At 71.5% G+C, this 11,489-nt stretch carries 14 protein-coding genes; 12 read left to right on the forward strand and 2 right to left on the reverse strand.

All coding sequences use genetic code 11. The annotated features are described in order from the left end of the window. The first annotated feature begins 6 nt into the window (after window positions 1-6). The 6 genes from ACIGFK_RS36745 (at window position 7) to ACIGFK_RS36770 (ending at window position 5,652) form a co-directional block, all read left to right on the forward strand. Window positions 7-789, forward strand: a complete 783-nt coding sequence (locus ACIGFK_RS36745; protein ID WP_376656225.1) for a 4'-phosphopantetheinyl transferase family protein — start codon at window positions 7-9, stop codon at window positions 787-789. Between the two features lie 273 nt (window positions 790-1,062). Beyond that, window positions 1,063-1,884 (forward strand): BTAD domain-containing putative transcriptional regulator, encoded by an 822-nt coding sequence (locus ACIGFK_RS36750; protein WP_376656224.1) that lies wholly within the window; start codon window positions 1,063-1,065, stop codon window positions 1,882-1,884. A 32-nt stretch (window positions 1,885-1,916) separates the two neighbouring features. Continuing rightward, window positions 1,917-2,666 (forward strand): thioesterase II family protein, encoded by a 750-nt coding sequence (locus ACIGFK_RS36755; protein ID WP_400055341.1) that lies wholly within the window; start codon window positions 1,917-1,919, stop codon window positions 2,664-2,666. Beyond that, a complete protein-coding gene (locus ACIGFK_RS36760) occupies window positions 2,663-3,919 on the forward strand; it encodes a beta-ketoacyl-[acyl-carrier-protein] synthase family protein (protein ID WP_400055343.1) in 1,257 nt (418 codons plus the stop codon). Before ACIGFK_RS36755 ends, ACIGFK_RS36760 begins: the two co-directional genes overlap by 4 nt. A 798-nt stretch (window positions 3,920-4,717) precedes the next feature. After that, window positions 4,718-5,191, forward strand: a complete 474-nt coding sequence (locus tag ACIGFK_RS36765; RefSeq protein WP_376656221.1) for a hypothetical protein — start codon at window positions 4,718-4,720, stop codon at window positions 5,189-5,191. Beyond that, the gene (locus ACIGFK_RS36770; protein ID WP_376656220.1) at window positions 5,188-5,652 is read left to right on the forward strand and encodes a helix-turn-helix transcriptional regulator; all 465 of its coding nucleotides are present in this window, start codon (window positions 5,188-5,190) and stop codon (window positions 5,650-5,652) included. The genes ACIGFK_RS36765 and ACIGFK_RS36770 overlap by 4 nt, the downstream gene beginning before the upstream one ends. Window positions 5,653-5,677: 25 nt before the next feature. On the opposite strand, the gene ACIGFK_RS36775 is transcribed toward ACIGFK_RS36770, so the two are convergent. Continuing rightward, the gene (locus tag ACIGFK_RS36775) at window positions 5,678-6,220 is read right to left on the reverse strand and encodes a flavoprotein (RefSeq protein WP_376656219.1); all 543 of its coding nucleotides are present in this window, start codon (window positions 6,218-6,220) and stop codon (window positions 5,678-5,680) included. Window positions 6,221-6,421: 201 nt separating this feature from the next. Here ACIGFK_RS36775 and ACIGFK_RS36780 point away from each other — a divergent pair, with 201 nt between their 5' ends. The 5 genes from ACIGFK_RS36780 to ACIGFK_RS36800 all read left to right on the forward strand — a co-directional run bounded on the left by ACIGFK_RS36780 (window position 6,422) and on the right by ACIGFK_RS36800 (window position 9,341). Then, window positions 6,422-7,381 carry a transcriptional regulator gene (locus ACIGFK_RS36780; protein ID WP_376656218.1) on the forward strand — a complete coding sequence of 320 codons (960 nt, stop codon included), beginning with the start codon at window positions 6,422-6,424 and terminating at the stop codon, window positions 7,379-7,381. Between the two features lie 84 nt (window positions 7,382-7,465). Continuing rightward, the gene (locus tag ACIGFK_RS36785; RefSeq protein WP_376656217.1) at window positions 7,466-7,642 is read left to right on the forward strand and encodes a hypothetical protein; all 177 of its coding nucleotides are present in this window, start codon (window positions 7,466-7,468) and stop codon (window positions 7,640-7,642) included. After that, entirely contained in the window at window positions 7,635-7,847 is a 213-nt protein-coding gene (locus ACIGFK_RS36790; RefSeq protein ID WP_376656216.1) for a hypothetical protein, read from the forward strand. The genes ACIGFK_RS36785 and ACIGFK_RS36790 overlap by 8 nt, the downstream gene beginning before the upstream one ends. Window positions 7,848-7,942: 95 nt before the next feature. Continuing rightward, a complete protein-coding gene (locus ACIGFK_RS36795; protein ID WP_400055346.1) occupies window positions 7,943-8,395 on the forward strand; it encodes a hypothetical protein in 453 nt (150 codons plus the stop codon). Window positions 8,396-8,465: 70 nt separating this feature from the next. Continuing rightward, window positions 8,466-9,341, forward strand: coding sequence for a hypothetical protein (locus ACIGFK_RS36800; RefSeq protein ID WP_386468836.1), 876 nt, complete (start codon window positions 8,466-8,468; stop codon window positions 9,339-9,341). 16 nt (window positions 9,342-9,357) lie between these two features. On the opposite strand, the gene ACIGFK_RS36805 is transcribed toward ACIGFK_RS36800, so the two are convergent. After that, window positions 9,358-9,825, reverse strand: coding sequence for a nuclear transport factor 2 family protein (locus ACIGFK_RS36805; protein WP_386468838.1), 468 nt, complete (start codon window positions 9,823-9,825; stop codon window positions 9,358-9,360). Window positions 9,826-9,930: 105 nt separating this feature from the next. Here ACIGFK_RS36805 and ACIGFK_RS36810 point away from each other — a divergent pair, with 105 nt between their 5' ends. Continuing rightward, on the forward strand, window positions 9,931-11,487 hold the full coding sequence (locus ACIGFK_RS36810; protein ID WP_400055349.1) for a class I adenylate-forming enzyme family protein: 1,557 nt from the start codon (window positions 9,931-9,933) through the stop codon (window positions 11,485-11,487). Window positions 11,488-11,489 lie beyond the last annotated feature (2 nt).

An 11,489-nucleotide genomic window follows, 5' to 3' on the forward strand; every position in this document is an offset into this window, starting at 1 on the left:
CGGCCGGTGAGCATCAGCCTCTGGTTCTGTCCCGACGCGGACCTCGCCCCGGCCGTATCCGCGACCCTCGCCGCACACTGGCTGGACGAGCAGGAGCGGGAGACCGCCTCCCGCTTCCTCTTCGAACGGGACCGGCGCCAGTACCTCGTGGCGCACACCCTGCTGCGCCGGGTGCTGGCCATGGAGACCGGGATCCCCGAGGCGGAGGCCGTCCTGCAGCGCTCTCCCTACGGCAGGCCCCACCTCCAGCCGCCGCCGGGAGGACTCCCGCGCGGCGGCGCCGCGCTGGACTTCAACCTTGCCCGCACCTCCGGCCACACCCTGGTCGGCGTGGCCCGGGGCCACCGCATCGGCGTGGACGTGGAACACCTCGGCCGGGGTGCGGCGGCCCTGGACGGCGTCGTCGAGGGCTTCCCGCAGGCGGAGCGCGACTGGATCGGCGCGGTGCCCCCGGGGCGTGCGCGCACCCGCCGGGCGATGCGGCTGTGGACGCTCCGGCAGGCGTACGCGAAGGCGTGCGCGCAGGGCGCCGGACCGGAGGCGGCCGCGGCTCCGTCCGCGTACACCTTCACGCGCGCCGACGAGCGCGGCACGTTCGCCTTCACCGTGGAGGGACAGGAGGAGGGCGACCAGGACCGGTGGTGCTTCCTGGAGTTCGAGCCGGTGCCGGAGATGCTCGCCGCGGTCGCCGTGCGGATCGAACGGCCGGCGGGCGGCCCGCCGGCCGTGCACCTGAGGCAGGGATTCCCCTGGGCCCGCCCGGCGCCCCGCGTCCTGCGCCTCACCTGACCGGCCTGACCTGCATGACGTACGTGACTGGAAACAGTCCTTCGTTCCAGGGGTATTCAAGTGCCGTTCCAACGGCTCGTGGCAATGCGGAAACCGGGTGCCGGCCCTTCCGTATGCGGCCTTCGCCAGCGGTAACTCCCCTATCCAGTAGGCCAATTGGAAGCACGCTCGACGGCCGCTCAAGCTTCCGGAGGTTATCCGCGGAGTCCCGCTACCGTGCACGGGTCAAGGCTGGAAATCGAGGGGAACTCGACGAAAGTGACGGAGGAGACCATGCAGATTCAGGTTCTGGGTCCCTTGAGCGCCGAGGTCAACGGGGGCTCGATTGTTCCGACCGCCCGCAAGCCGCGCCAGATCCTCGCACTGCTCGCGCTGTACCCCGGCCGGGTCATGCCCGTACCGACACTCATGGAAGAGATATGGGGGACGCAGCTGCCGCACAGCGCCCTCACCACTCTCCAGACCTACATCCTCCAGCTGCGCCGGCGCCTCGGCACCGCCATGGGGCCGGGCGCCCCGGGCAACGCCAAGGAGGTGCTCGCCACCCGCCACGGCGGATACCTCCTGCAGATACCGCCGGAGTCCGTCGACGTCCACGAGTACGAGCAGCTCGTGACGCGCGGCCAGAGCGCCTTCGAACAGGGGGACGACGAGACCGCGGCCACGCTGCTGCGCCAGGCCCTCGGCCTGTGGAACGGCAACGCGCTGGTCGACGTACGGGTCGGGCCGATCCTGGAGATCGAGGTCATGCGCCTGGAGGAGAGCCGGCTCGTCACCACCGAGCGGCGCATCGACGCTGACCTGCGCCTGGGCCGGCACACCGAACTCCTCGCCGAGCTGAAGGAGATGATCGCCCGCCACCCGCAGCACGAGGGACTGCACTCGCAGGCGATGGTGGCCTTCTACCGCTCGGGACGCCAGGCCACCGCCCTCGACATCTACCGCAGAATGCGGGCCCGGCTGATCGAGGACCTCGGGGTGGAGCCCTCGCCGCAGCTCCAGCGGCTGCACCACGCGATGCTCGCGGTCGACCCGGCGCTCGACGTGGTCGCCGGACCGCGGGGAGGATCGACCTTCAACCTGTACGCGGCCTGAGCGGCCCGATCCGGCACGGGAAGGGCACGAGGATGGGCGTACGGGTGTGGTGCTTCGCGCACGCGGGGGCCGGGGTCTCGGCCTTCCACCACTGGCCGGGGCTGCTCGGGCCGGGCGTGGAGCCCGACGCGTGGCTCCTGCCCGGGCGGGACCGGCGGCGCCGCGAGGCACGGGTGACCGACCGGGCCGCGCTGCTCGAGGACCTCGCCCCGCTCGTCGCATCCCTCGCGCGGGTGGAGGAACCGTACGTGCTGTACGGGCACAGCCTCGGCGGGATCGTCGCCCACACCCTCACCCGGCACCTGCACGAGCGCGGACTGCCGCTGCCGGCCCTGCTGGCCCTCGGCGCCGTGCCCCCGCCCGACGGGCCCGCCGCGCTCGCGGCCTCCGCCGACCTGCCCGACGCGGCACTGCTCGGGCTGCTCGACACCTTCGACGCGGTACCGGCCGGCACCGAACCCGGCGGCATCTGGCACCGCATGGTCCTCCCCGTCCTGCGCGACGACCTCCGGCTCGCCGGAGCCCTGCGCACCGCCGCCCGCGAAGCCGGGGGCCCGCTCCCGGTACCGGTCCTGGCGGTCGCCGGCCGCGAGGATCCCCTGGTCACCCCCGAGGTGGTGGCGGGCTGGGCCCGCTGGACCACGGGCCCCTTCGTCCACCGCACCGTGCCCGGCGGGCACTTCTTCGTACGCGACCGGCTCCTGCCGCGTCTGATCGGGCGGGCCGCGCGGGTCGTCGAGCGGGTGACGGGGCCCGCGTCCGCAGTGGTGAGGGGCCGGTGAGGCGGGCCGTCGTCACCGGTCTCGGCGTCGTGGCCCCGGGCGGGACCGGGGTGCGGGGCTACTGGGACCTGCTCACCGCCGGGCGCACCGCCACCGGAGCGCTGACCCGCTTCGACCCCTCCGGATTCCGCTCACGGGTCGCCGCGGAGGCCGCGTTCGACGAACTGGGCCGCGGTCTCAGCCTGACCGAGGCGCTGCGGCTCGACCGCGTGGCACAGTTCGCGGTGGCGGGCGCGCGGGAGGCGCTGGCCGACAGCGGGCTGGCCGGCCCCGCCCGGGTCGCGGATCCGACGCGCCGCGCGGTGTCGCTGGGCAGCGCCCTCGGCTGCGCGAGCTCCCTGGACCGGGAGTTCGCCGCCGCCGCGGCGGCCGCCGGTACGGCCTTCGGCCACGCGCGTGCGGCGGAACGGCTCTACGACTACTTCGTGCCCTCCTCGATGGCCGCGGAAGTGGCCCGCGCCGTCGGCGCGCAGGGCCCGGTGTCGCTGCTCTCCACCGGCTGCACCTCCGGCCTGGACGCCCTCGGGCACGCCCTCGACCTGATCCGCGAGGGCATCGCCGACGTGGTGGTCGCCGGGGCGAGCGAGGCGCCGATCTCCCCGATGACGCTGGCCTCCTTCGACGCCGTACGCATCGCCTCGCACCACCGCAACGACGACCCGGCCGCCGCCGCCCGGCCCTTCGACCGCACCCGCGACGGGTTCGTACTGGGCGAGGGCGCGGCCCTCCTCGTCGTCGAGGAACTCGAACACGCGCGGCGTCGCGGGGCCCGCGTGTACGGCGAGATCGCCGGGTTCGGCTCGCGCAGCAGCGCCTTCCACATGACCGCGCTGCGCACCGGCGGAGCCGACCTCGCGGAAGCCGTCCGGGCCGCCCTCGACGAGGCCCGCCTGGACCCGGGCGCCGTCGACCACGTGGCCGCGCACGGCTCGGGCACCCGTAGCGGCGACGTGCACGAGACGGTCGCCCTCAAGCGGGCCCTCGGCGCCCACGCCCACCGGGTACCGGTCAGCGCGGTCGCCTCGATGATCGGCTACTCGCTGGGCGCCCTCGGCGCCCTCGCCGTGGCCGCCTGCCTGCTGGCCGTCCAGCACGGCGTGGTCCCGCCGACGGCGAACCTGCACGAGCCCGACCCGGTCTGCGACCTGGACTACACCCCGGTCACCGCCCGCGAGCACCACGTCGGGGCGGCCCTCACAGTGGGCAGCGGCTTCGGCGGCACGCACAGCGCGCTGCTGGTGACCCGGGTGTGAGTCCCGGTCGCCCGTGAGGTGGTCGAGGGGGAGGGGAGCTTGCCCGCGTACTGGGCGCTCAGCCTGCCGCCGCTCGCAGCGACTCGGATCGCCACGCGCCAAGTCGGAACAGCAGCCACAGAAAGCGAGCCACGACGATGCCCGCCATGCGGGTGCCGGTAGCAATGTGGGCATCAGCCAGCCCCGGTATCAGCCACGCCATGAATTGCTCGCGCTCCCCGGCCCCAGCGGCGGGCCCTGGTGGCTGCCGGGCGGTGGACCCACCTGGGAGCGCCGTCGCGGAGCGATGGGGCGAGCAGCGACTGCCTGCCGGGGGCGTAGCCCCGGCGGGCTGGGCCGGGACCCTGCGAACCCCAGCCCACGACGACGCAGTGAGCGGCTGGACTGCCCACGAGTCCACGATCCTGCTGGCCATGCGCTGTATGGGCAGTGATGCCAGCGCTGTAAGTCGGACAGCAGCCGAGTGCGCATGGACCTCAACCACGATTGCGCATCCTCTGGAGCAGATAGCGGCATCGTCCTGACCTGCAGCGATGCGAGAGTTTTGTGCACTCAGCATGCACAACTCGATGCTCCGGAGCCGCCGAACTTGTGCACCTGCATGCACAACTGGGGCCACGCAAGGGAGGCCGCGTCTTGCTGCACAAAACGCCCTCATAACATGAGCTGGGCGCTATATTATGAGGGAAGGAAACTGGCAAAGGAGCAGGTCAGGTGCCACAACCGGCAAGGCGTAGTACATCTGTCTCCGTGCCAACTCCGGCACGGCTTGTCCCTCTGCCTGCCCCGCCGAAGGAGTTGGGCGGCAAGCCTGCCGCCGGACTTCTCAAGGCCCTGGAGAGGATCAGCCGCAACGGTGGGATCATCCAGGCCGACCCGCCACCGAAGGCGTACGGCTTCCCCGGTGGAACCCACATCAATTACTCGCAGCAGATCCAGGAAAACCTGTGGCGGTTCAAGCTGTCGCCCATGGCTCGCGATCTCCTGGACCACATGGCGGCCACGCACGACGTCGACGGCATCGTCGCGGCCACGCAAACTGCCCTGGGCATGTACTTCGGGTGTCACCACTCGAAGATCAGCCGGGCGATCAAGGTTCTGACACAGCACAACTTCGCGTGGAAGGCCCGCCAGGGTCAGTACCAGTTGAACCCGACCTATGCCTACCGGTGGGGCAGCCGACGGCACAGGGTATTGATCGACAGGCTCGGAGCGAAGACGCTCAAGGACCACACAATCGTCATCCCCCTGCCAGAGACGAGGAACAGATGAACGTCCCCGGCTTCCACAACCCCGTGGTCTGGGAGCAGCTGCCGGACGCCAGGATGTCCCGTACCGCACGCGACGTGTTCGACATCCTGACCGCACGCCAGCACCCGGGCGGCGAAGTGGAGATCACCCAAGCCGCTTTGGCGAAGAGGCTTGCCATCACCCAGAGCGCGGTGTCCCGGGCAGTGAGCGAGCTCAAGGACCTGGGCATCGTTCACCCCCGGACAAAGCACGGCAGGCTGCTCATCAATCCCCTGCTTGCCGGCTACGAGTCAGCGGCACACATGGTCAACCACATCAACGACCCCGGCACGGAAGTGTGGGATCTGAAGTTCACCACTGGAGAGGTCAGGCCGCCGAAGCGCCACGATCCGCGAACCGGAACGGACTTCGATCCGGACCCCGACGGTGGCGAGGACATGCCGCTGCCCGAGGTACCGCCCACGTTCCGCCTGGCCGGCTGACGATTCACGAGCTGCGACGTCCCTGCTACGTGTTCGACGACGCAAAGCTGTCCATCGTGTCCAGCGCGGCACTCCATGGGTACGGCCGCTTCTCCCCGGGCTGGTTCGGTTCGAAGCCTCCCGGCCCGTACAGCACCCGGACCCCGGCCGCCCGGAGGATCTCAAGCGACAGCGGCAGTTGAGGGTGCTGAGCGTACGCCGAGTTCACACATGGCATCACCGCCATGGGGATGCCCTTGCCGATCGCCTCTGCGACGAACCCGACGAGCCACGTGTCGGTGATCCCCAGCGCCCACCGGTTGATCGTGTTCGTCGTCGCGGGTGCGACGAGCACCGCGTCCGCAGCCGGCCACACGTCGGGACCGCCGGGTCGTTTGTACCGCGTACGGACCGGATGGCCCGTCAGAGCAGCCAGCCCGGGCAGACCGTCCTCCAGCCAGTCGGCGGCCGCAGGCGTAAGGCCGAGGCACACGTCCCAGCCGCGGCGTTGCGCCTCCTCCACCACACCGGCGATCTCGAAGACGGGCGGGGCGGCCGAACAGAGCAGGTAGAGAATCTTCGTCGTCATGGCGCCCGAGCCTATGCAGTCGTCCCCGATCCGTATGGAGTCGGGGCGAAGGCGCACCCGGCGCATCCGCAGCGCGGATACCGTGATTGATGCCGAGTCTTGGACGGAGACCGGTATGCCACTACCTGACGATGACCACACCGGTTTCCGCATCCGGGAACAGCGGCGCCTGACACGTCCAAGCTGACGGGACAGCCTGCCGTGACATCGCTGCCCCCTGACCGGCTGCACGCGCTGGTAGCCCCGATCCGGGAAGCACTCGACCGGTACGACCTCGGACCGAACCCCGATCTCATCGTGGTCCGGCCGGTTCCGGAGCTGATCGCAAAGGCGGACGCCCTGTGCCGACAGGTGCGGGCAACCCATTTGCGGGCGGCGGCGAAGGAGCTGCCCGGCCTGATCGTGGAACTGACCCACAGCGTATGGACGGAACCGTCGACGGAGAAGTGGCGGGCCCTCGCTTCGGCGTACCGGACCGCTCACGACGTGGCACTGAAGTTGGACTATCCGGACCTCGCCCGTGTCGCTCTGGACCGGATGGGTTGGGCCGCGGTCCGGGCGTCGGATCCGTGCGTCGAGGCAGTACAGCGGTACAAGCGCGCCACCTTGTGGCGGTGCGCGGCGAGCGCGCCGCTGATCACGTCTGGCCAGGACCTCCTCGTCGGGGAGACGAGCAGGGAAGCTCTTGCCGTATCCGGGCAACTCCACCTCGGCCTGGCCACAGTGGCCGCGAAGAACGAGGACGCCACGGGAGTGGAAATGCACCTCACCGCCGCCCAGGAGCTCGCGGACCGCGTAGGCGGTGAGGCCGGCGATGTGCACTGGCTCAGCTTCGGACGGGTCAACGTCGAACTGCACCGGCTCGGCGCTTCGATCGCGATGCGTAGCTTCGACGCGGCGCTCGGCCAGGCCCGGGCACTGGCACTACCGCAGTCGATGCTGACGTCGCGGCGCGCTCGCTACCTGGTGGACCGGGCGCTGGTGGAGATGGAGGCGGGCTCTCCCAAGACGTCACTGAAGTACTTGGCGCAGGCGAGGCACGTGGCGCCGGAGCAGACCCGGCATCTGCCGGGCACCCGGGCCACGATCCGAGGCCTCGTTCACATGTCGCGTCGAGCCCCCGACAGTTTGGGCGGAATGGCCCGCTGGGCCGGGCTGTAGCACTCACAAAACTGTGAGCATTCTTGGCTTCCCGGGCCGTCAGGCTGGTGTCACCACCCGCTGACGACGGTAGGGAGTGACCCGGTGGCCGACCGTACGATTCGATGCCCGGACACCCACGGCGTGCTGTCCATCGACACCCCGGACAACCCGATCCACGGCCTTCTTGCCGTACACGAGCCCAGTGCCGAACTCCTCGACCGTGCGCTCGTCGGCTGGGAGCGCTTCATCGGCAACGCCGAGGAGCCGGCTGATGCCTGAGGCCTACGGGTACGTACAGCACCCCCTGCTGAGGCGGCGCGTCCGTGACATCGCGTCCGGCGTCGAGGGCGAGCTGATGGCCGTGGTCAACGAGAACGTGTCCGCGACGGCCATCGAGCGCTGGGCCGAAATCGCGTACATCCGTGGCGCCAATGGCCGCGAGATTTCGACCGCCGTCAGCAACATCGCGGCAGCCGGTCAGTGAGCGACTGGCGCGTGCAGTTCCTGTACGTCGTGATCGCGATCGCCGTCCTCGGCGCGATCTCCTTCGGCGTCACCCACTGAACGAAGGGAAACGAGATGGCTACCTCCACCCTGGCAGCGTCCGCACGTCACCTGCTGTCCGCCGACGGCTTCAACCGCGTGGTGCACCTCGTGCAGCGCGACAACGACGGGGTCGACGAGCCCCTCGCCGTCCGGATCGTCGACGAGGCTCTGAAATTCACTGCCGCAGCCGGCCGGTCCACGGGGCGCCATCTGCGCCCATCCAAGCTCGTCGATATGGGCTGGCACGCGCTCATCCTCCGTACGGCCATGTACCGCGAGCTGTGTTCGGGACTCGGCCGCTTCGTTGACCACCGGCCCGAGGGCCCCAAGACGCTGCGCCGCGACGCCGACACACTTGACCGCACCATGGAAGCGATCCAGGACGCCGGGTACGAGCCGGACGCGTACCTGTGGGGATCGCTGGCGGACAGCGAGATTCATGCCGGGGACTGCATGCACAGCGAGTGCACCGAGACCCGCCTTTGACGGACCATAGACCGCGAGGCCGTGGCAGGGTTCAGGGGGAACGGACATGGGTCGAGGACGAACGAGTGGGGTGCGGACGAGGGCCGGCGGGGCAGCCATGCTGGCGCTGCTGCTGGTGCAGACCGCGGGGAGCGCCTTCGCGGCGCAGGCTCCGGGGCCGCCCGCCCCGACGGTCGACGGATCCCGGCTGTCCGCGCGCCCCGGTGACCGGCTGACGTTCTCCGTGGCCTCGTACCTGCCGGGCTTGAACGGGGACCGGGTGGTCTCCGACATCTTCGTCGAGCACGGGACGCTGAGGATGAACGAGCCGCTCATCACCGCCGAGGCCACCGTTGCCTGTGACACCCGTCCGGGCGTCTACCCGGTCGTGCGGACCGGTCCCCGTGGTCCTGGCGACGGCTCCACGAGTGATACCTGGGTGACCGTCGAGGTCGCGGACATCGGCGAGGCCGAACGCAAGGCCTGCCCCGCGAAGGTGGCGGCCCTTCCCCCGGTCGAGCAGGAGGAGCACTGGCCCGCGGGTGTTGACGGGTGGCCGCGGTCGCCCTGGGACGTGGCGACGTTCCGGCCCGGTGAACGGGGGACGGTCGGGTACTCGGACGGGGAACCGAGGTTCGGCGAGCCCCTTACCTCGCGGGGCTTCGTCAGCCCGCCCGTCATGCGCGGGAGCAAGGGCCTGAAGGGGACGGTGACGATCCGCTGCGATGCCGAACCCGGCCTGTACGAGGTGCGTTGGGCGGGCGGGGGCGAGGTCTGGGCCCGCTACCGGGTGACGCCGATCGACACTGCGGACCGCCTCTCCTGCCAGGCCGCCCAGGCCGCGGAGTCCGCGTTCGCGCCGACCGGAGGACGGGCACCCTGGCTCATCGGCGCCGCCACCGTCCTGGGCCTGGCAGGGGTGTGGGCCTGCGCCCTGGTCCGGCGCCGTCGCGGCGCCTCACGCTGACACCGTGCTTCCCTGACTACGGCAGGTCGTCGCGGGAGACCAGGCGGTGTGCCGTGCGCCAGCGGCCGCGGGAGCGGACCAGGGTGTCCTCCATGACGCACACCCGGTGCACCTTCGGGACGCCGTCCGGCGGGGTCATGTACACCAGCGCGTAGGCACGCGTGCGGACCGTGCCGTCGGGGCGGGGCTGTACGTCGAGCATGCCGAGCCAGTGGCGGAGCCGTTCGCCCGTGCGGCGCGCCACTTCCTCGTTGTGGCGTACGCACGCGGCCAGCGCGGTCCGCCCGCGCACCGGTTCCGGCAGGGTCGGGACGTCGAAGACGGCCTCCTCGGTGAACGTCGCGGCCCACGGTTCGGCCCGGAACGCATCGAAGAGCTGCATCTGGTGCGCGTAGAACTGCTGGACCTCGGCATAGAGGACGCCGAACTCCACCTGTTCCCGCGCGGACCGGTCCATCGCGTCGATCGTCGTGGTCGGGGTCATGGTGCACAGCTTCTGCAGCGGACATCGAGCCCGCTTCGAATCCTTCTCAAGCGACCCCGCCGAGGGTGGGGCACGTCCGATGAGGAGGATGAGGAGGGCCCTGCCGTGCCGAGTTCCATCACGTACCCGCAGCTGCCCCTCGACGGGCTGCTGCGCCGCGCCGCCGAGCGCGATCCGGACGGCTGCGCCCTCAGGACCGGATCCCACTGGATCTCCTTCGCCGGACTCGACGCGCTCACCGACCGGTTCGCGGCGTGCGCCGCGCACCTGACCGGGCGGCCGGGGGCCCGGATAGGCGTGGCCAACACCCTCGGGCCGGAGTTCCCCGCCGCCTACTACGGGGCCGTGCGCAGCGGCGGCACGGCGGTGCTGGTCAACCCGCTCATCAAGGAGGCGGGGCTGCTGCACGTCTTCTCGGCCGCCGCCGTCGAGGTCGCCTTCGTGCCCGCCACCACTGCGGAACTGCTCGGCAGGCTGCGCGAACGGCTGCCGGCGCTGCGCGCGGTGGTCGTGGTCGGGCCGGAGGGGGATGCGCTGCCGGGCGGGCCCTCCGCGGCCCGGTTCCCGGTGGCCGACCTCGACGCGGACGCCTGCATCCAGTTCACCACCGGTACGACGGGACGCCCCCGCGGGGTCCGGCTCAGCCACCGCAACCTGGTGGCGAACGCCGCGCAGACCGCGGCCGCGCACCGCCTGCACAGTGGCTCGGTCACCCTCAACCACCTGCCGCTCTTCCACACCATGCACCTGAACTCGGCCGTGTTCGCGGGCGCCGCCCAGGTGCTGTGCACCAGCCCCGACCCGCTGGCCTCCCTCGCGCTGGCCGCCCGTACCGGAGCCACCCACTACTACGGGCTGCCCGCCCGGCTGCACCGGCTCGCCGGGCAGCTCGCGCAGGCCGGTCCGTGGGCCGAGGGGGTGCCCGCCGGGCCCGCGCTGACGGCGGTCCTCTCCGGGGGCACCGCGCTCGCGCCCGCCACGGCCGCGGCGCTCTCCGCGCGGCTCGGCGTACCCGTCGTCCAGGGCTACGGGATGGCCGAACTGTCGCCGCTCTCGCACAGCCAGAGCCCCGACGGAGGCCCGGCCGGCTCCGTCGGCCGGCCCGTGCCCGGCACCGAATGCCGCATCGTGGACCTGGAAGGCCGGCAGCCGCTGGGCGCCCGCGCCACCGGCGAGGTGCAGGTGCGCGGACCCCAGCTGATGGCCGGATACCTGGATCCGGACGAGGACCCGGCCGTCGACGGCGAGGGCTGGCTGTCCACCGGGGACATCGGATACGTCGACGAGCACGGCGAGCTGTTCCTCGTCGACCGGATCGGGGACGTCTTCAAGTACGACAACGAACTCGTCTCGCCCACCGCCGTCGAGAGCGTCCTCGCCGAGGACCCGCGGGTGGCCGACTGCGTGGTCACGGGCTGGCCCGACCCCGTCCACGGCGCCGTGACCTGGGCCGGGATCGTACTGCGCGAACCGTACGCACCACGCCTCCTCGACACCCTCGACTCCATCGTCGACGGCGCCAACCGGCGCCTGGCCCGCTTCGAGCGGATCCGCCGCGTCGAGGTCGTCGACGCCGTGCCCCGCACCCCCGTCGGCAAGCCGGAGCGACGCCGGCTGCGGCAGGCCCTGCACAGCCGGGCCGCCCTCGAAGCCGCCGTCTGAGC

Origin of the sequence: Streptomyces sp. NPDC085524 (genome assembly GCF_044541755.1) — a bacterium.
GTDB lineage: Bacteria > Actinomycetota > Actinomycetes > Streptomycetales > Streptomycetaceae > Streptomyces.